The organism is Goekera deserti (assembly GCF_010685995.1).
Taxonomy (GTDB): Bacteria; Actinomycetota; Actinomycetes; order Mycobacteriales; family Geodermatophilaceae; genus Goekera; species Goekera deserti.
Genome location: NZ_JAAGWK010000019.1, coordinates 119,741 through 138,999, shown reverse-complemented (window position 1 = coordinate 138,999; position 19,259 = coordinate 119,741). Strand labels below are relative to the sequence as shown.

16 protein-coding genes and 2 pseudogenes are annotated in these 19,259 nt (G+C 65.8%); 10 read left to right on the top strand and 8 right to left on the bottom strand.

The window, feature by feature from the left end:
• The 4 genes from G1H19_RS22635 to G1H19_RS13715 form a co-directional block, all read left to right on the top strand.
• The coding region (locus G1H19_RS22635; protein ID WP_413229286.1) for a hypothetical protein at positions 1-226 on the top strand (226 nt) is incomplete at its 5' end.
• 228 nt (positions 227-454) lie between these two features.
• On the top strand, positions 455-1,228 hold the full coding sequence (locus G1H19_RS13725) for an SGNH/GDSL hydrolase family protein (protein ID WP_152729411.1): 774 nt from the start codon (positions 455-457) through the stop codon (positions 1,226-1,228).
• A gap of 380 nt (positions 1,229-1,608) precedes the next feature.
• Complete coding sequence (locus tag G1H19_RS13720) at positions 1,609-2,460, top strand: glycosyltransferase family 2 protein (protein ID WP_152729413.1); 852 nt, start codon at positions 1,609-1,611, stop codon at positions 2,458-2,460.
• Positions 2,457-3,620: a glycosyltransferase gene (locus G1H19_RS13715; protein WP_152729415.1), complete on the top strand. Its 1,164-nt coding sequence runs from the start codon at positions 2,457-2,459 to the stop codon at positions 3,618-3,620. The genes G1H19_RS13720 and G1H19_RS13715 overlap by 4 nt, the downstream gene beginning before the upstream one ends.
• Before the next feature lie 257 nt (positions 3,621-3,877).
• Here G1H19_RS13715 and G1H19_RS13710 read toward each other — a convergent pair.
• The 6 genes and pseudogenes from G1H19_RS13710 to gmd form a co-directional block, all read right to left on the bottom strand.
• Positions 3,878-5,223: pseudogene (locus tag G1H19_RS13710) on the bottom strand (IS30 family transposase).
• 387 nt (positions 5,224-5,610) lie between these two features.
• Positions 5,611-5,781, bottom strand: a pseudogene (locus tag G1H19_RS24890) (IS3 family transposase); the annotation flags it as partial.
• Positions 5,782-5,941: 160 nt separating this feature from the next.
• Complete coding sequence (locus G1H19_RS13700) at positions 5,942-6,700, bottom strand: hypothetical protein (RefSeq protein ID WP_152729417.1); 759 nt, start codon at positions 6,698-6,700, stop codon at positions 5,942-5,944.
• Entirely contained in the window at positions 6,697-7,929 is a 1,233-nt protein-coding gene (locus G1H19_RS13695) for an MATE family efflux transporter (protein ID WP_152729419.1), read from the bottom strand. The genes G1H19_RS13700 and G1H19_RS13695 overlap by 4 nt, the downstream gene beginning before the upstream one ends.
• Before the next feature lie 70 nt (positions 7,930-7,999).
• Positions 8,000-9,514: a hypothetical protein gene (locus G1H19_RS13690; protein WP_152729421.1), complete on the bottom strand. Its 1,515-nt coding sequence runs from the start codon at positions 9,512-9,514 to the stop codon at positions 8,000-8,002.
• Entirely contained in the window at positions 9,511-10,524 is a 1,014-nt protein-coding gene (gene gmd, locus G1H19_RS13685; RefSeq protein WP_162392905.1) for a GDP-mannose 4,6-dehydratase, read from the bottom strand. The genes G1H19_RS13690 and gmd overlap by 4 nt, the downstream gene beginning before the upstream one ends.
• 86 nt (positions 10,525-10,610) lie before the next feature.
• Here gmd and G1H19_RS13680 point away from each other — a divergent pair, with 86 nt between their 5' ends.
• From G1H19_RS13680 to G1H19_RS13660, 5 genes are all read left to right on the top strand, one after another.
• Complete coding sequence (locus tag G1H19_RS13680; RefSeq protein WP_152729424.1) at positions 10,611-11,576, top strand: GDP-L-fucose synthase family protein; 966 nt, start codon at positions 10,611-10,613, stop codon at positions 11,574-11,576.
• On the top strand, positions 11,576-12,181 hold the full coding sequence (locus tag G1H19_RS13675) for an LbetaH domain-containing protein (RefSeq protein WP_152729425.1): 606 nt from the start codon (positions 11,576-11,578) through the stop codon (positions 12,179-12,181). The genes G1H19_RS13680 and G1H19_RS13675 overlap by 1 nt, the downstream gene beginning before the upstream one ends.
• A 101-nt stretch (positions 12,182-12,282) precedes the next feature.
• Entirely contained in the window at positions 12,283-13,686 is a 1,404-nt protein-coding gene (locus tag G1H19_RS13670; protein ID WP_162392906.1) for a tyrosine-protein kinase domain-containing protein, read from the top strand.
• A 207-nt stretch (positions 13,687-13,893) separates the two neighbouring features.
• Entirely contained in the window at positions 13,894-15,357 is a 1,464-nt protein-coding gene (locus tag G1H19_RS13665; RefSeq protein ID WP_235928105.1) for a sugar transferase, read from the top strand.
• A 58-nt stretch (positions 15,358-15,415) separates the two neighbouring features.
• A complete protein-coding gene (locus G1H19_RS13660) occupies positions 15,416-16,075 on the top strand; it encodes an arsenate reductase/protein-tyrosine-phosphatase family protein (protein ID WP_162392907.1) in 660 nt (219 codons plus the stop codon).
• A 4-nt stretch (positions 16,076-16,079) separates the two neighbouring features.
• On the opposite strand, the gene G1H19_RS13655 is transcribed toward G1H19_RS13660, so the two are convergent.
• Entirely contained in the window at positions 16,080-17,474 is a 1,395-nt protein-coding gene (locus G1H19_RS13655; protein ID WP_152729429.1) for an arsenate reductase/protein-tyrosine-phosphatase family protein, read from the bottom strand.
• Positions 17,475-17,678: 204 nt separating this feature from the next.
• Between G1H19_RS13655 and G1H19_RS13650 the strand changes: the two genes are divergently transcribed.
• The gene (locus G1H19_RS13650) at positions 17,679-18,293 is read left to right on the top strand and encodes an arsenate reductase/protein-tyrosine-phosphatase family protein (RefSeq protein WP_152729430.1); all 615 of its coding nucleotides are present in this window, start codon (positions 17,679-17,681) and stop codon (positions 18,291-18,293) included.
• Positions 18,294-18,296: 3 nt separating this feature from the next.
• On the opposite strand, the gene G1H19_RS13645 is transcribed toward G1H19_RS13650, so the two are convergent.
• Positions 18,297-19,259, bottom strand: a complete 963-nt coding sequence (locus G1H19_RS13645; protein WP_235928106.1) for an LCP family protein — start codon at positions 19,257-19,259, stop codon at positions 18,297-18,299.

Here is a 19,259-nt window from a genome sequence, read left to right as displayed (position 1 = left end):
GGAGCAGGAGCAGGAGCAGGAGCAGGAGCAGGAGCAGGAGCAGGAGCAGGAGCAGGAGCAGGAGCAGGAGCAGGAGCCAGAGTTGTCGTTGTACGCGGCGGTAAAGCGGATCGGCCCGCGGTTGGGTGTCGAGCCGGCTACGTTGCGCGGCTGGTGCTTCTGCAAGCAGGCTGACATCGACGCTGGCGCGTCCAGGACGCCCCGACCGATGACGCCGCGGCGCTGAAGATGCTGTGCAATCAGGTCCGTGAGCTCAGGCGCGCCAACGCGATCCTGCTAGCGGCGTCCTGGTTCTAGGTGCGGGAGTTCGACCCGGCGACTGCCCTGGTGACCGCCGGGGTCACCGATCACAAGACTCGCTTCGGGATCGAGTCGATCTGCCGCCTGCTCACCGAGCGCTGCACATGCGGCTACGAGACCTGTTCGTCACGGTGCTCGGGTAGCGTCCGACGACATGTCACGGGGGTTCGAGCGTCCGCCCATCTGGTTCTGGGCGCTGATGGTGATCGCCGGCCTCGCCGCGATTGCGACGGTGCCGGTCGCGACGTCGCGAGGGGGCGACCCGATCTCTCGGGCAGAGAGTGACCGGCTGGCTGCAGCGGCGGCTTCGGCAGATCGAGAGGACGCCGTAGCTGCTCCGATCAGCGTGCTCGTTGTCGGAGACAGCTACACCGGGGGATCGAACGAGGGCGGCGTCGGTGCCAAAAGCTGGACCGCGGCGCTCGGTAGGCAACTTCGAGAGGCGGGGTATTCCGTCGACCTGTCCACTTCTGCGGGCGGTGGGGCTGGCTACACGGTGGGTGGGAGCAGGGGGCTCACGTTCCAACAACTTGCCGAGGAGGGCGGCGTAGGCTTCGACCTGGTCGTGGTTTTCGGGTCGCGTAACGACCTTGGCGACAGTGACGCGGTTGAGAGTGCCGCCCAGGCCACGTACGAGACTGTGAGAGCCAACTCACCCAACGCTCGCCTCTTGGTGGTCGAACCGCCATGGGTCGATGCAGACGTTCCGAATTCCATCCTGGAGGACCGAGACGGTGTGGCCGCTGCTGCCGCGGCCGCCGGAGCCGCCTTCCTCGACCCCCTGGCCGGCGGCTGGTTCACCGGGCCGGCCTCGGACCTGATCGGCGATGATGGCGTCCACCCCGACGACGCTGGCCACGCCTACATGGCCGAGCTTATGCAGCCCGCCGTCGTCGCCGAGCTGGACGCCATCCGCGCTGCTCGTTAGGTGAAGTCTGACAACTCCATGGCGGGCGTGCATGGTTCTGGCGAGGCGCCACACCCAGGCCAGGCCCGACCGTCTCAGACCGGGAAGACACGATTTAGCTCACGTACGGGGATGCCTAGACGTTCTCGGATGCGGGCCAACGTGACAGAGTCGCGCTGACGTTGATGGCCGTGCGGGGAGACTGTCAGTGGCATGCTCAGGTTGGAGCTCGTCGCGTCCATTCGGCGCTGGCCGCCTGCTGAATCGATGCGTTGGATAGGTACGGTGATCCGCATGGCGAGCGATGCGTGTGGCGGCTTGGCTGCTTGTCGAGGGAGCGAGCGGCGACCCTAGGGCAGGGAGGGACTAGTCGCCACCGTCTCTAATGCGATTGAGGAGAAATGAGCAAGATTCCCGTCACCGCAATTATCTTGACTAAGAATGAAGAGGAAAGCGTCGAGCGTGTGGTAACGAGTTGCCTTGATTTTCATGACGTCGTCGTTGTCGACTCCAATAGTGCGGACCGCACTGTCGAGTACGCGCATCGAGCAGGAGCTCGCACGCTGAATTTCACCTGGAACGGCAATTACCCTAAAAAGAAGGAATGGAGCGCGGCTCACAGCAGCATCACGACTGATTGGGTAATATTGCTCGACGCTGACGAGGTCCTACCGATAGCTTTGGTGGATGAGATTCGGCTTGTCGTATCCGCGAGCCGGTTCGACGCGGTTGATGTGCCGCTGGACTATGTGTGGCAGGGGCGTCTTCTTCGCAACGGTCACCGGGTGACGAAGCGGATTGCCTTTCGAAGGGCGAAAACCACCTGGCCACGTCCGGACGACCTGGGCGTAACGAACATGTGGGAAGTTGAGGGTCATTATCAACCCATCGTGAGCGGTGAGGTCGTCGTCACGACCTCCCGAATGATCCATGACGACCTGGGGAATTTGTACGACTACTTTTCCAGGCAGAACCGCTACACCGACTGGGAGGCGTGGGTCCTAGAAGCAGCCGATGCTGACGCAATTCACACGAGATCGCCTCGGGGTCGATTGGCTGCAGGTCTACCCTGTAAGCCGTTCATCTTCTTTTTATACGCATATTTCATGCGCTCCGGTTTCCGAGACGGCCGCGAAGGGTTCGACTACGCTCTCGCTCATTCCCTGTATTATTGGCAGGTCTCGCTCAAGCGTCGGGAGTTGAGAAGACTTAGAAGTGCGCGCACCCAACGACCGAACGAGGAACTGCTATGAGGATTGTCTTCTCGATCGCTAGTCTTGACGCGGTTGATGGCGGTCCCAGTAATGCAGTACTTGCCATCTCCCGCGAACTAGCTCTTCGCTCACATGACGTGATAATTGTCGCTCCAGGGATCAGGGGGGAGCGATACCCGGACTCACTGGCGGATGCGCGCCGGGCCGGTGTCCACATATCCACCGTTTGGGTGAAGAGGAAATCCAGGTGGCGATATTCGCTTGGACTTGCTCGCCAGCTGAAGGCCGATGTCCGCACTGCCGATACGGTTTCCATTCATGGCTTCTACCAGTTTCCAGCATTGTTCACATATCACCTGTGCAGGCTGTACGGGAAACCTTTCGTGCTGCAACCGCACGGCGCGCTGGAGCCTTATCAGCAAAATAAATCAAAGGTGGTCAAGAGAGTCTACATGCGGCTCGGTGGGCGTGGTTGTATACGACGCGCCGTAGCGGTGAACTCTGCCTCTGATGCGGAAGCTTCGAACATCGGCACCCAGTTTCCCGAAGCGAAGCCTCGCGTCATTGGCATGGGCATTCCAACCGTTGGCCCGCAGGTCAGTACAGGCGATTCCGGTTCGAACCGCAGCAATGATGCCCTCTGTCACGTCCTTTTCCTAAGTCGGATAGCCCGCAAAAAGCGTCTCGACCTGCTTGTTTCTGCGCTCTCCCCCATAGCGGACTTGCCTTGGCAGTTGAGCATCGCTGGGACGGGGTCCAGTGCGGAAGAGGCGGCGGTTCGATCGCATATCGAGAAACTGGGTCTCACGTCCCGCGTCCTCTGGCTCGGCCATGTCGAGAACGCGACGAAGGATCGGGCACTACGAAATTCCGACATTTTTGTCTTGCCTTCCGAAAATGAGAATTTTGGGCAAGTTGTGACCGAGGCTATGGCGTTTGGTTTGCCAGTGGTGACCACCAAGCAGGTCGGCGCTGCTGAGCACGTCCTGCGATCCGAAGGTGGGATTGTCATTCCTAGACCTGATGCGGAGATGTTGAGTTCAGCTATCGCTACACTTATCGCGGAGCCCGCCAAGCGACAGTCGATGGGGAGCAACGCCCGCCTATATGCAACACGCTTTCTCACGTGGCAGGCGGTGGCCGGGCACCTGGAAGAAGAGTTTCAGGCTGACCAATTCAAGCCGGGAGCCGGGATATGAGCGGCAGTAACATGCCTTTAATGCCTCGGCGACGAACGGTTGGATCGTCACCATAGATGATCGGATGGACGTCGCAAGTTTCCGCCGGGCAGCGTTTCCGGACAGGGGAAACCTTATGAAGGCGGTGAAGCCGGATGCGGCCAACCTTGCGGTGTTCAAGTGTGCGCCACGCGCCGGCAATCTTAACTGGTTTCTCGCATTTCGACCTGCCCCTCGCGATTTCGAGCAGCTCTCCGACACGTCAGTTCAGGGCGGGTTCAATCGGTCGATGCAACACCGGGCTGTTGAAGTGAAAGTAGTTGCTCGGCGAAGACCTCGGCGGGGGTCTTCCAGCCCACGACCTTGCGGGGCCTGTCGTTGATGGTCAGTGTGACGGCTTCGAGGTCGTCGGCGGACCACCGGGACAGGTCGGTGTCCTTGGTGAAGTACTGGCGCACCAGCCCGTTGGTGTTCTCGTTCGTCGGTCGCTGCCAGGGCGAGTGCGGGTCGGCGAAGAACACCTTGGTGCCGGTGTCGAGGGCGAACTCGGCATGCCCGGAGAGCTCCTTGCCTCGGTCGCAGGTGAGCGTCGCGCGCAGCTGCTCGGGCAGTCGTGTTCGCGACGCGGTCAGCGCCGCGTTCATCGCGAGTGCGCCGTAGCCACCGAGGGAGGGGCCGCTCTTCACCGCCGGCCCTTCGCCCCAGCCCTCCAGCCGCGGTAGGTGCACCAGCAACGTTGACCGACTCGAGCGCTCGGCCAGCGTGCCCATCGCCGACCGGCCGGTGCCGATGATCAAGTCGCCTTCCCAGTGGCCCGGAACGGTTCGGTCGGCGGTATCGGCGGGGCGTTGGCTCAGCACCACGTCGGCGGTGACGTTGCCCTGTGGCTTGCTCCGGGTCCGGGCTCGAGGGTCGCGCAACGCCCGTCCGGTGCGCAGGCACGCGACGAGGCCACGCATGAGCGCGCACCGCGCCCCTGAATGAACAATGCCTGGCAAATCGCCTCGTGGCTGATCCGCATGGACTCATCCTCGGGGAAGTCCACCCTGATGCGGTTGCTGATCAGCTGCGGGCTCCAGGATCTGGCCCAGAGCCGATCTGCTCGGTGGGGCTTCATCTGGTGCCCCTTCCACCCGGCCGCGGCCGGCCCAACCACGACCGTGCCGTCAGCTTGCCGCACGGCGCCCTGCAGCCGCCGTTGGACGTAGTCGCGCAGGTGCTCGTTCGTGACAAGCTTGGCGACCTTCGGACGCTTGGCGGCCTGCTGGGCCTTCCACTGGGCCACCGTCGCGCGGTACTCGGGCCGACCGCCGCGCGTGGCGGCGTTGCGGCGCAGCTAACGGGAGTTCGTCGACGGATCGCGCTGCAGGCTGCGGGCGATCTGACGCACCCCGGCGCCCTTGGCGCGCGGCATCGCGACCTCCTCGCGCTCCTCGAACGTCAGGTAGCGGCCCGTGGGCTCGGCCAGCGAGATCGGCGGCATGCCGCCAGCGTGTCGAACCACCGGGTGCCAACCGGCCAGGACACGCCGACAGCCCGCGACGGTACTGACCTCCGTGGCGATCAGCCGCCAGAACTGACGCTGCACCACCCGCGAGGGCTCCGGGCGGCCGGGCAAACGCATCGCCGGCCGAAGCGCACGATCAGCACGCCACTGTCGACGCGCATCCTCGGGCACATCGCCGGCCTTCTTGCTCCAGTCCGCTGTCGCCATGACTCACACCTCCACGATCAAGGTATTGCGACGACCGGTGGGATCCACCTTGCACTCCCCTGTCGGAGTGGTGAGTAAGTCCGGTAACGTCATTTCCGACGCGTTGCCTGATCCAAATGGCCATGTCGAGTGCGTCGAGTTCGAGGTTGGTTTCATGTCGCGAGAGACCTGTCAGCCGACGATGCGGCGGGAGAACACGTCGAGGACGAATGCGGCATACACCCATCCGGTGCGTGCGGATGTAGGTGATTTCGGCGACCCACAGCTGGTTGGGTGCGGCGGCGGTGAAGGGGCGCCCTACCACGTCGCAGCGGCGGTCGGTACCGGTGCCGGGGATCGTGGTGCAGGGCCGGCGTAGCCGCGGCGGACACCGCGCAGATCAGCGGTCCACATGAGGCGCTCCACGGTGCAGCGGGCGACCGGCTCACCGTCGCGCTGCCGCTGCGCCCACACCTTGCAGGCGCCGTAGACGCCGTAGTTGCCTCAGGTCAGCAGCACTGAAGATAGCGCCAGGGCACGTCGAGGCCTTCTGAATAGCAGCATAACGACTGTAAACATTAGGGGGCCTCGACCTACATCACAAACCGGCGCAGACCGGTCTCGCCACACCCTCACCTGCGATGAATCTTCAAAGCCACACTTGCGGGGAGACCCGTCGGGAGAGGGCCCGCCCTCTAGCGTAGATCGACCGGCTGCTTGACGAATAAAATTTCTGTTTGGCCGCCCCAACTCCGACCGGCTCGCAATTTACCGGAAACCGGTAAATGATGCCTCGTTCCGGCGTCGCCTCGCGGAGTGCCTGATAGACTACGTGTTCCGCATGCCGCTCCCCCTCTCTCGTAGTCATGCGGCTACGAACACCCGTTAGACTTTTGCGGTAAAACGAAGAATTAAATAGCATGATCTGAGTAGTAATGTGGGTATGGGATGGGCGAAAAGCTGGGATTCGGCACCTTGCATCCACTGCAGCGTCATACTCGTCTGGTAGCCGCGTAATCAAGCGGGAAAAATCCGGAAATGTAAGGCGTCCCGTAGCCTTAACGAAACTATAGCTGTCGCCAAGCATAGCGCTACTTCTGAGGGCATCATCGATCAGGCCAAGCTCTGCGTATCCATAGTGGATGCCGGGCGGAATGTTGTTATCGCCAAGACTCAAGAATTCCAGCGGCTTGTTCCAAGCATTATTTCGATGGCCAAACTCTTCTAGTTCGCTAAGATCGTATGCAGTGTTATCGGCGAAGACGATGCCATCAATCTCACTGACCGGCCGAGCCAGCCAATCGACGAGGGCAGTCTTGTAATCGTCAAGGCGAGTCTGCAGATCATGCCTGAGTACTCGCTGCGGAGTCGTCCGCAGATCTATAGATGAGGTCAGCAGTAGTATCACGGATCTCCCTCGGTCGACTTTCTGCTTGCCGGGGCGGTGGCAGGCTTGGTGACAACGCGCAATATGGTCACGACCAGACCTGGTAACGAACCCACAAGGATCAGCACGGACGCCCCAGTTACCGTCAGGAATTGTGTCATCAAGAGTGTAATTGTGGTGATCGTCACAGCTGCAGGGCCGTACACCCAAAGCCAACGAACCGAGCCAATGGCATCCTGAAGCCCGCCGCCAACCATAGCTGTCGCATGTAGCGCGGCGCCAATGAGAATAAGCGTAAGTTCGGCACGCATGCCCGTCACGGTGGGTGTGCCTAAAAGCCTTAACCAGAAGTTGGCAGTCACAAAGATGGTAAGAACGCCCAGTATCGACGCGGCAAAGACGAGGCCAGTGATGGTTGCTGCGACCCGGCGCGCCCGATCGGGCGGCATTCGACTCACAATGGGGGCAAACGTGGACACAATTATGGTCGCACCCACAGAGTAGGCCGCTGCGTAGCGACCCAGCGCAGCAACCGTTGCCAATGTGACCGTCGCCGCAAGAGCCCCAAGCAGCAAGTATGCAAACTGGGCTTGAGCAACTAGTAGCAAATTGTAAGGAAGAAGCTTCCTCGCGCGCAACTTTAGGGAACGATCTATGTTCCGAATGATTTCAGGCTCGGCAGGGGGGTGCACGGTCGTCGAACGGTAGGCGTAGAGCCCCAAAAGCAACTGAGCGAAATATGACATGACGGCCGCACCCAATGCAACAAATGCAGGGGGGTGGAACAGTGGGAAAAGAATCAAGACGGGGATCGACCGCAGTGCTGATCCAATTATGTTGTTTGCCTGAAATGAGCGATCGCGTCGTGCGATCCGAAGGCCGGTGAGTATAAGACCATTCATTGCTATGCCTAGTATAGCAAGAGCGATCAGGGCTGAATATATTATTACCTGTTCTGTGGAGACTCTGGATCGTGTCAATAGAATAGTCAAGGTAGTGATTGCTGCCGGAATGACGATTGCCGACAGCAAGCGACGGATCCTCAGTGCGCGATTGACGAGGATCCGGCTTCTGTGGCGCAGTTCAGGTTGTTGATGGGCAACCGAAAGCATTCCTCCCGCAAGGCCGGCCTCTACTGCAACCCCACTGACGGTAAGAACGGCTAATGCCAGCGTGTAGGCGGCGAAATCTACACTACTTGTCTCGCGTACGACAACAAAACCGACCAACAAGCCGAGCAGCTGGACCACTACTTGTACAAGAAGAAGACCGATAGTCGCCCTTGAGCGGCTGGCGATAGATAGCACAATTGACCCAGCCTTAAGTACTCGACTTACTCGCATCTAAGCTGACTGGCTGGTTCGCTCGGCCATCCGGCTCATGGGTTGGGAAAACTGTGTCCGGCCGATTGCCATGAGCCGATATGGCCCAAACGACGAGACATAGAACCGCAAGTCTACCCGTGGCCTGTAGCAACGGGCCTCGGAGTAGAATGAACGAATAGCCAGCCAGCACGCCGGTCATAATGAGCGTACTAGTTAAATGTCCCTGGCGACAATGCCTATCGTAGGCAAGGTCAAGTCTCGCTGCTGCGAACCCCCCAAAGCCAAGGAGAAGAAGTACCCCGGGCACGCCAAAATCAATATACCCCTCGGCAGGCAGTGGTGCACTGAGGTTCGTTGTCCCCACCGCCGACCCAAGACTTTCGCCGAGAATGACACCAGTGTCGATACCTTTTCCGCTCCAAACTGAACGTGGAACAGCGAAGCCCGCGGTGGTAATCAGTTGTTCTCCCATCTGGAAACCGTTAAGGTGAACCCACCAAATCGTGTTCGCGAGCATGGTGAACTGGTCGTAATCCTTGCTCGCCAAGGATGATGTATAACTTTCACTGGGTTCCGACGGTCCGCGTTGGTAGCGCGATACATCGCTTACCGGAAACACAAAAATTGCCAAGAGTAGCCCGGTGATCATCGCGATCCGAAAGGTTCGGGGACTCGGCGGAAAAGCGCAGAAGAGTACGCCGGCGAGGATGGTGAGCACCCAATAGCGCGGATTAGTAAGTGGATTGTTCACGACTACATTTGCAGCAACGAATGTAGCCAGCCAGGAAATCGTAGAAAGACGAACTTGCGCGATCGGCCTTTGGCGAACCACGCGAACCCAGGCAATGAGGCATACGAAGGCTGGCACAGTGCCAAAGGCGCCAACTATTGCTGCGGTTGATTGGTCGCCCGAGAGGGCGGCCCCCATGCTTAGTCCAGACTCGCGCAGGCCTTGGCGTGTCGTAAAGAAGACAGCCACACCTCCAGAGCGGACAATGTAAATCAGCGTGGCGGCGGCCGCCAGCAAAGAAACCAGGCTGAGCCGGCGGCTATTTATATGACGCTGCTCCATTGGCGCTTTGGTGAGTCGTCGGCGGTAGGTGGCTTGATAGGCGAAGGTGAATGAAAGGGTGGCGAGCAGGATGACACCGGCGGCCGCGAGTAGGAAGCTCGGGTCGCGCGTGTAGCCAAATTTTCCTGTTGACACTTGTACGACTGGAACGACTCCGAAAGACACGTAACCGAACAAGGCTGCGCATGCAGCAATGGGCCTCACGTTGCTTCCGGAGATTGCCGCGGTGAACGCTAGGGCAAGTAGCGTCGCATTGGCGACCGCCGCTACAAGTGTGAAGCCAAATCTCGTGGCTACGGAAGAGTCGTAGAGGAGTAGTGCGATCCCAATCGGCAGAACGGCTAGCGTCACCCCCAGAGCGACTGCCCCCGTGGGTCGGTTTACCTGCCGGGCACTGTATTGTTCGAGCGGTGAAAAACTGGTCGGCTGACGGGTCATGAATCGACGCGAACAGCGCGGCCAGCGAGTTGGTCGTCGAGAGCATGGATGTCGGCGTCGACCATGATCCGGGCGAGTTCCGGGGTTTGGACCTTGGGTTCCCACCCGAGGGTGGTCTTTGCTTTGGTGTAGTCGCCGATGAGGGCGTCGACCTCGGTGGGACGTTCGTAGCGCTTGTCGTACTCGACGTGAGTTTCCCAGTCCAGGCCGGCGTGGGCGAAGGAGAGCTGGACGAAGTCCTTGACCGAGTAGGCGGTGTTTGTAGCCAATACGTAGTCGGTCGGTTCGGGGGCTTGGAGCATGCGCCACATGCCTTCGACGTACTCGGGGGCATAACCCCAGTCGCGCACGGCGTCGAGGTTGCCCAGGTACAGCTTGTCCTGTAGGCCGGCCTTGATCCGCGCTACCGCCCGGGTGATCTTGCGTGTCACGAAGGTCTCGCCGCGGCGGGGGCTCTCGTGGTTGAACAGGATGCCGTTGACGGCATAGATGTCGTAGGCCTCGCGGTAGTTCCGGGTGGCCCAGTAGGCGTAGAGCTTGGCCACGCCGTAGGGCGAGCGCGGGTAGAACGGGGTGTTCTCGTCCTGCGGGGGCGGGCTGGCACCGAACATCTCCGAGCTGCTCGCCTGGTAGAGCCGGGTGCGCACCCCGGCAGCGCGCACGGCCTCGAGTAGGCGCATGGCCGCGACGCCGGTGACGTCCCCGGTGAACACCGGCTGGTCGAACGAGACTCGGACGTGCGACTGGGCGCCGAGGTTGTACACCTCATCGGGGTTGATCTCGCGCAACAGGTTGATCAGGGTCACACCGTCGTTGAGGTCGCCGAAGTGCAGGTAGAGCGACCGGCCCGCGGTGTGCGGGTCCTGGTACACCTCGTCGAGCCGTTCGGTGTTGAACGACGACGACCGCCGGACCAGCCCGTGCACCTCGTATCCCTTGGTCAGCAACAACTCGGCCAGGTACGAGCCGTCCTGACCGGTGATACCGGTGATGAACGCCGACTTCGCCACACGAACCCCCAAGAACCCCCGCGACCTGATGAGATCAGGTCGACTGAGGGGGAACCCTAACGAGACCACGTGGATCGGGGAAAGAGATGACCGTCGCACCGCTGAGCCGGTCCGCGAGGACCTACGTTGCCGGGCACCGGGGCTTGGTGGGCGGCGCCGTCTTGCGGCACCTGCTGGCCGAAGGCTTCAGCGACGTGGTCACCCGGACCTCCGGCGAGCTGGACCTCCGGGACGCCGCCGCGGTCGAGCACTTCTTCGAGGTGCAGCGGCCGGCCACGGTGGTGCTGGCCGCCGCCAAGGTCGGCGGCATCCTGGCCAACAGCACCTACCCGGCCGACTTCCTGAGCGACAACATCCGCATCCAGGTCAACGTGCTCGACGCCGCGGCCCGGCACGGCACCACCAAGCTGCTCTTCCTGGGCTCGTCCTGCATCTACCCGAAGTTCGCCGAGCAGCCCATCCGGGAGGACTCCCTGCTCACCGGGCTGCTCGAGCCGACGAACGACGCCTATGCCATCGCCAAGATCGCCGGCGTGCTGCACGTGCAGGCGCTGCGCCGGCAGCACGGGCTGCACTTCATCTCGGCCATGCCCACGAACCTGTACGGCCCCGGTGACAACTTCTCGCCCGAGGGCTCGCACGTGCTCCCGGGGCTGATCCGTCGGTTCGAGGCTGCCCGACTCGCCGGTGACCCCACCGTGACGGTGTGGGGTACCGGCACCCCGCGTCGGGAGTTCCTGCACGTCGACGACCTGGCCCGGGCCTGCGTACACCTGCTGGAGCACTACGACGACGGCGCTCCGATCAACATCGGCGTCGGGCAGGACCTGCCGATCGCCGAGCTGGCACAGCTCGTCGCCGACACGGTCGGATACACCGGGCAGCTCGTCTTCGACACCAGCAAGCCCGACGGCACGCCGCGCAAGCTGCTGGACATGGGCAAGATCCACGACCTGGGCTGGCGGGCCGAGATCGGCCTCGCCGAGGGTCTGGCCGCCACCGTCGACTGGTACCGGGAGCAGCTGGCTGCCGGCACCGTCCGCGCCGCCTGATGGCCGAGCAGGGGGCGCGACCGCCGGTCATCGACCTCTCCGCGGCACCCGGCGCCGGGGAAGCGTGGGGCGCGCCGGCGTGGAAGGTGTACCTCTGGGGTCTGGCCGAGGTGCTGCTCGTCTCCAACCCGCTGCAGATCAGCTCCCGGGTGCGCCGCGTCGTACTGGTGGCCTTCGGCGCCACCATCGGCGAGGGGGTGCTGCTACGGCCCCGTCTGCGGGTGCGTTTCCCGTGGAAACTCACCGTCGGCGACCGGTCGTGGATCGGGGAGGACGTGTGGCTGCACAACCAGGATCAGCTCACCATCGGCGCCGATGTCGTGGTCAGCCAGGGCACCTTCCTCACTACGGGATCTCACGCGCACCGGCGGGACATGGCCCTCATCACGGCGCCCGTCGTCATCGAGGACGGCGCCTGGGTCACGGCCCGCTGCGTGGTCCTCGGCGGGACCCGGATCGGTCGCTCTGCTGTCGTGTCCCCCGGGACCGTCGTCAGCGGCAACGTGCCGGCGGGTGTGGTCTTCGGTCAGCCGCGGGGTACGGTGCTCGGCCAGCGGTTTCCCGGGGCAGGAACACCTGCAGCCGGACCGCCGCCCGCGCCGTGACGCTGCGGCTCGGGCCAAGCGGGACATGAGTCGCGTCCGCCGGTGGTGATGGTCAGGATGCCCATGGCATGGCGGTGCTCGGCCGACGACAGGGGATGTGCGTGGAACTGCGGGAAGTCATGGCGGCACTCCGCTCGTCCTGGTGGCTGCCGGTCGCCGGGCTCGTTGTCGGCGCCTTGACCGCTCTGGCCGTCAGCCTGCTCCAGACACCGCAGTACACGTCCCAGACACAGCTGTTCGTCTCCACGACCGACTCGACGTCCACGTCCGACGTCTTCCAGGGCAGCCAGTTCTCCCAGCAGCGGGTCACCTCCTATGCACAGCTGCTCACCGGTGAGGAGCTCGCCCGCCGGGTCATCGACCGGCTCGGGCTCGACTTGACGCCCGGCGAGCTCAGCTCCGCGGTCACCGCGACCGCCGTCACCGACACCGTGTTGATCAACATCACCGTCACCGACCCGTCGGCGCAGCGGGCCCAGCAGGTCGGCGATGCGCTCGGCTCCGAGTTCACCACCTTCGCCGCTGAGCTGGAGGCGACCGACGCGAACGGCATCTCACCGGTCAAGGTGACCGTCACCGACACCGCCGACCTGCCCACCGTGCCCAGCTCACCGCTCACCACCCGCAACGTTGCACTCGGCGGCCTGGTCGGTCTGCTCGTCGGCGCCGCACTGGCCATCGCCCGGGTGCGCCTCGACCGCACCGTGAAGGACGCCGAGGAGGCCACCGAGCTGGCCGGCGCCCCGGTCATCGGTGTGGTGCTGAAGGACGACATGCTGGCCACCAGGCACGTCATCGAGCGCAACAGCACCGCACCGATCGCCGAGTCCTACCGTCAGCTGCGCACCAACCTGCAGTTCCTGCACGTCGACGAGCCACCCAAGGTCATCATGATCTCCAGCGCCGTGCCGTCGGAGGGCAAGACCACGGTGGCCGTGAACCTCGCCCTCTCCCTGGCCGAGGCCGGGCGCCGGGTGGTGCTCGTCGAGGGCGACCTGCGCCGCCCCCGGGTGACCCGGTACCTCGGCATGGTGGGCGGCGTCGGGCTGACCAACATCCTGGCCAGCACCGCCGAGCTGGACGACGTGCTGCAGCCCTACGGCGACGGCGACCTGCGCGTCCTCGCCTCCGGCCCGACCCCGCCGAACCCCAGTGAACTGCTGGCCTCGAGCCACATGTTCAAGGTCATCGACGACCTGCGCGGCACGAACGACTTCGTCCTCATCGATGCCCCGCCGCTGCTGCCGGTGGCCGACGCCAGCGGCCTCGCCGTGCTCGTGGACGGCGTCGTGCTCTCCATCCGGTACGGCAGCACCCGCAAGGAGCAGCTGCAGCAGACCAAGGCCACGCTCGACCGGGTCGGTGCCCGCACCCTGGGCATCATCCTGAACATCGTGCCGCCCAAGGCGGAGATCTCCTCGGCCTACGGGTACGGCTACAACTACGGGTACGACACCGCCCCGCAGCCGACCGCCCCTGTGGGGCAGCCCACCACGAAGTTGTGACAGGTGTGACGGTTGAGCCCCTCGCGTCAGCTGTAGGGGTGTTGACCGAGCCCTTCCTCCTCTAGGTTCGGACTGCCGGCCGGACGACGAGGTCCCCGAGCAGTCCACAGCACAGTGCCGGGGGTCAGTCGTGCCCGGGGGAGATCCGGGGGGACCAGCGTGGCGGTGCTCGGCCAGCGTGACGGGGGTGTTCGTACCGATGTGGCCGTGGCCCGTCGGTGGCGGTGGTTCCCCACCGTACCGCTGCGCGGGGAAGGCACCGCCGCGCGGCGCGCCTGGCGCCCGGCCTACGTGCGCCGCATCGCCGCCGGTGATGTCATCGCGGCGCTGATCGCTGCCGCGGCCGGGTACCAGGTGCGCTTCGGACCGGAGGTGTCGCCGGCCGACCACCGCATGTCACTCGCCGTCGTGGTCGTCCTGCCGGTCGTCTGGCTGCTCGGCATGCTGGTGGCCCGCGCCTACGAGGAGCGCTTCCTGTGGCTCGGCCCCGAGGAGTTCCGCCGGGTGTTCTTTGCCGCAGCACTGATGCTGGCCACCGTCGGAACCCTGTCCTGGGCGTTCAAGCTGGAAGTCGCCCGCGGGTTCATCATCGTCGCGCTGCCGCTGGCCACCGCGCTGACCCTGCTGCAGCGCTGCGGCAACCGCGTGTGGCTGCACCGGCAGCGGGCCCACGGGCACTACCAGCAGACTGCCGTCATCGTCGGGCACCGGGCCGGTGTCGCCGCCCTGCACGAGCAGATCGACCGGGAGGCCTATCACGGCTACCGGATCATCGGCTGCTGCATCCCCCGCCACCCCCACGGCAAGGACTCGGTCCTGTTCGACGAGCTGCCCGTGCTCGGCGACCTGGACGACGTCGTCGACGTGGTCCAGCGCTACGAGGTGGACACCGTCGCCGTGCTGCCCTCACCCGAGCTGGACGGGGCCGCGCTGCGCCGGCTCGGCTGGGAGCTGGAGCAGACCGAGGCAGAGCTGCTGCTCGCCCCGGCGATCACCGAGATCGTCGGCACCCGGGTGCGCATCCGCCCCGTCTGCGGGCTCCCGCTGCTGCACATGGAGCGACCCGAGCTCCGCGGCGTCCGGCGGCTCACCAAGGAGACCGTCGACCGTTGCGGCGCCGCAGCGGCACTCGGCCTGATGCTGCTGGTGCTGGCCGCAGCGGCGCTCGCCGTCCGCGTCACCAGCCGTGGGCCGGTGTTCTTCCGGCAGGCCCGGGTCGGCCGCGACGGCGAGACCTTCTCCATGCTCAAGTTCCGCAGCATGGTCGACGGCGCCGACCGCATGGTCGAGAGCCTCGACAGCGAGGGCAACGGTGTGCTGTTCAAGATGCGTGACGACCCGCGGATCACCCGGGTGGGCGGCTTCCTGCGCCGCTACTCGATCGACGAGCTGCCGCAGCTGATCAACGTGCTGCGCGGCGACATGTCCCTGGTCGGCCCGCGCCCGCCGCTGCCCTCGGAGGTCGAGCGCTACGGCTTCGACATGCACCGACGCTTCCTGGTCAAGCCGGGCATCACCGGCCTCTGGCAGGTCAGCGGCCGCTCGGACCTCTCCTGGGACGATTCGGTGCGCATCGACGTGCGCTACGTGGAGAACTGGTCGCTGATGTTCGACTTCATGATCATGTGGAAGACGCTGGGTGCCGTCTTCCGCGGCCGCGGGGCCTACTGACCCACCCCCGCCCGACACCTGACCCGGCGCTGCGGGGGAGTGAGGAACACTGCAGGTCGTGGCTCGTCACTGGTCGCCCGACCCCGTGTTCCGCGTGCTCGTGGTCTGCACCGGCAACATCTGCCGCTCGGCCCTGGCCGAGCGCCTCGGCCGGGCGTACCTGGACGACGCGCTCGGCGACGCGGCCGAGCAGGTGCACCTGTCCAGTGCCGGCACCGGCGCGGTGGTCGGCAGCGGCATGCACCCCGACACCGCGCTGGTGCTCGCCGGATTCGGCGGTGACCACACCGGTTTCGTGGCCCGGCAGCTGGCCCCGGAGATGGTCGTCGACGCCGACCTGACGCTGACCCTCACCCGCGCGCACCGCGGAACTGCACTGGCCGAGGCTCCCCGCGCGCTGGCCCGCACCTTCACCCTGCGCGAGGCCGCCGACCTGCTCGCCCTCGTCGACCCCGACGTCGACCTGCCGGGCGACGCGTTCGCCGATCGTGCGCGGGCCCTGGTGCGGCAGATGGCCGCCGTGCGGGCCCGCCGCGCCGGTGGCGCCGCGGACGACATCGGCGACCCGATCGGCCAGCCGATCGACGTCCAGCAGCAGGTGGGCGACGCCGTCGTCGCTGCCCTGGTGCCGATCCTGGCGCGCCTCGTCGACCTGCACGGCGGCGGCAGGTGGGTGGCCGGGCCATCGGGCACAGGCGCGTTCGTGCAGGTGTCCTGACCGGTCAGCCGGCGGCGACCAACCGGGTGAGCGCAGCGGTGAACAGCTCGGCCACCCGCGCGTGCCCGGGGTTGTTGAGGTGCTCGCCGTCGCTGGCGGTGAACCGGAAGCTGCTGTCCCGGGTGAACCAACCGCCCGCGACCGGGTCGACGAAGGGCACCCCGGCCGCCTCGGCGCCGCGCCGCTCGGCCTCGTTCACTGCCGACAGCTCGTCCGCCAGCGGCTGGGGAGACACGATGCCCAGCACCACCACCTGCACGCCGGGCCAGGCGGCGCGGGCCGCCATGACCGTGGCCAGCACGCCGTCGCTGATCGCCGCGGCGGTGGCGCCGGCGTCCAGTGCGCCGCCCTGCAGCACGAGCACGTTCGGCACGAACGGCCGGGTGGCCAGGTCGGCGATGCGCTGGGCGAAGGTGCGCGGGTTGATGTCTGTGGCCGTGGTGAACCCCGATCCCGGGTAGCCGTGCACCTCGGTGCGCCAGCCCAGCATCACCGCCACCTCGTACGCCCAGCCGGCGGACTGCGGCTGGGCACCGACACCGTGGGTGGTCGCGTCGCCCAGGACCATCAGCTGCGGGTCGGGGGGTAGCGGCAGCGACAGCGGGGGAGCGGACGGTGCCGGCGCGGTGGTCCGTGGTGCCGTCTCGGCGGACGTGGGCGTCGAGGGCCGGGTCAGCAGAGTCGTCCCGGCGATCAGCAGGACGACCAGCGCGGCCACCAGGGCGCCCACCCGCCAGCCGACACGCCCGGCGCGGTCGTCGACGAGCTCGGCCAGCGGGCGGGGCAGGGCGGTGACCGGCTGGGCAGACGCTCCCTCGATCGGCGGCGCATGGGCTCCCGGCTGCAGCAGCGCCCGCTCCAGCACGCGCAGGGCCGTGGCGATCTGCGCTGCCACCTCCTGGTGCACGGCGAACGGGCGGCCGATCGGGTCGGGCACGTCGTCGTCCCGGCTCTCCGAGCGGCGGCTCCGGGCGGCGCTCAGCCGCAGCGCCAGCGCGCGCGGGCGCTGGCGCAGAGGCAGCTGCTCGAGCCCGGAGAGGTCGGCCAACGGCACCAGTGCAGCCGCCTCCAGCACGGTGAAGGTGCGCTTCAAGGCCATCGGCACACTGGCCAGCACCGTGCGGCGCTGATCGCGGGTCATCGTCAGCACCAGGCCGGCCCGGGCGACGTCCCGGACGTCCAGTCGGCGGGAAGCGAAATCGGTGGCGTCGCCGCCCAGCTCGGTGAGGGCGCGGGCGGAGTCGGCGTCCATCGGCCGGCCGGCGGTCGCCCCGGTCCCGGCGCTGACCACCTCCAGCAGGTCACCGTCGGTCGGCCACCTCTGCTGCCAGCCGCGCAGCAGCCGCTCGGCCAGCGGGGAACGGCAGGCGTTCCCCGTGCAGACGAACAGCAGGTCCATCCGCTCACGGTAGGGGGACGACCAGCCCTGCGCCGATCTCGCGGCACCATGATCCGGTGAGGATCAGCGCGGATCACGCCGGATGTGCGTGACCCGGCGGGTGGGTGTGGCTGGTGAGGACAGAGGTGACAGTGCCCCACCTCCGCCCGGATCCGGCCGCGCGTTGTCAGTTCTTGGGGTGAGCGTCGTCCTACCCTCACCGTCATGCGCATCCTCTTCGTCGGTACAGGCAACATCTGCCGCTCCGCCGTCGCAGAGCGGTTGTCGCAGTCGTACCTCGACGCAGCGATCGGCGAGGGGGGCCGTCCGCTCGACGTGCTCAGCGCCGGCAGCTGCGCCGACGTGGGGTCAGCGATGCACCCTGCCTCTCGCAGTGCCCTCGGGGCACTCGGCGGCACCGGTGCGGGCTTCGTCGCCCAGCAGCTGGACGCCGACCTGCTGCGCCCGGCCGACCTGGTGCTCACGATGACCGAGCGGCTGCGAGACGACGTGCTGCGGCTGAACCCGACCGGGCTGCGCCGTACCTTCACGCTACGGGAGGCCGCGGACCTGCTCGCCGCGCTGCCCGCGATCACCGCTCCTCTGGCCCTGAACGGGGAGCAGCACGCGCGAACCGTGGTCATGATGCTGGCCGATGCCCGCCGCGTCCGGCGGGCCGCCTCGAGCGAGAACGACGTGTCCGATCCCAGTGGTGAGCCGGTGGCTGCCCACCACCGGGTCGTCAGCGAGATCGCGGTACTCCTGCAGCCGCTGCTGCACGCCCTCGTGCTGCCGGAGTACGCCTCGATCCTGCGGACGTCCACAGGGGCCGCCGCATGAGGGTCAGTTCGGCGTCTCCTGCAGGGCCTCGTCGGCGAACTCGGCGGTGTTCTGCCCCAGCGAGTCGGTCTGCAGGTAACCCCACATCCGGCGTCCGCTGACGTCGTCGAGGTAGACGACGCTGGCTCTGCCCTCCCGGCCGGTGCCCAGCACGGGCGCGGTGAAGAACGCGATGTCCTGGGGGCGCAGGTCGCGGGCCGACACCGCCAAGGTCAGCAGGTCTCGGTTGCCCAGTGAGTCGTCGACGGCGATCGCGTCGGTCACGGCGAGCAGCACGGAGTCCAGCTGACCGGGTGAGGTGAACACTCCCTGGGCGAACAGCTTGCCGAACATCGAGCGCAGGTAGTTCTGCTGGCGGCGCACCCGGTCGAAGTCGCCGCCGGGCAGGTCGTAGCGCTGACCGACGTACCAGCGGGCCTGGTCGCCGTCGAGGTGGTTGACCCCGGCGGTGAACGTGTAGGGCCCCCAGCTGGTCGTCTCGGCCACGGTCACGTCCACCCCGCCCAGGGCGTCGGTCATCTCGATCAGGCCCTCGAAGTCGATGGCGGCGAAGTGGTCGATCCGCACGTCGGTCAGCTGCTCGACGGTCTGGATCAGCAGTGCCGGCCCGCCGATCGACCAGGCGGCGTTGATCTTGTCCTTGCCGTGCCCGGGTATGTCGACCCAGGAGTCACGGGGGATGGACACCACCTGCACGTGGCGCCGGTCGCCGGACAGCCGGGCGATCATGATCGCGTCGGATCGGGCGTCCGGGAGCTGGCCGGCGCGGATGTCGGCACGGGTGTCCGACCCCACCAGCAGGAAGGTCACCGGTGCCGCCTGCGCCGGCTGGGACGCCGGTGGTGAGGCGGGGGCCGGTCGGGTGCTCGGGTCCAGCGCGGCGAAGACGTCACCGACCCGTTCGACGTTGCCGGCGTACCGGTCCGTCAGGTACCACAGCCCGCCGCCGGCCACCAGTGCGAACAC

Coding starts and splice junctions, on each gene's coding strand:
- G1H19_RS13725 (WP_152729411.1), top strand. CDS start 455: ATGTCACGGGGGTTCGAGCGTCCGCCCATCTGGTTCTGGGCGCTGATG.
- G1H19_RS13720 (WP_152729413.1), top strand. CDS start 1,609: ATGAGCAAGATTCCCGTCACCGCAATTATCTTGACTAAGAATGAAGAG.
- G1H19_RS13715 (WP_152729415.1), top strand. CDS start 2,457: ATGAGGATTGTCTTCTCGATCGCTAGTCTTGACGCGGTTGATGGCGGT.
- G1H19_RS13690 (WP_152729421.1), bottom strand. CDS start 9,514: ATGACCCGTCAGCCGACCAGTTTTTCACCGCTCGAACAATACAGTGCC.
- G1H19_RS13680 (WP_152729424.1), top strand. CDS start 10,611: ATGACCGTCGCACCGCTGAGCCGGTCCGCGAGGACCTACGTTGCCGGG.
- G1H19_RS13675 (WP_152729425.1), top strand. CDS start 11,576: ATGGCCGAGCAGGGGGCGCGACCGCCGGTCATCGACCTCTCCGCGGCA.
- G1H19_RS13655 (WP_152729429.1), bottom strand. CDS start 17,474: ATGGACCTGCTGTTCGTCTGCACGGGGAACGCCTGCCGTTCCCCGCTG.
- G1H19_RS13650 (WP_152729430.1), top strand. CDS start 17,679: ATGCGCATCCTCTTCGTCGGTACAGGCAACATCTGCCGCTCCGCCGTC.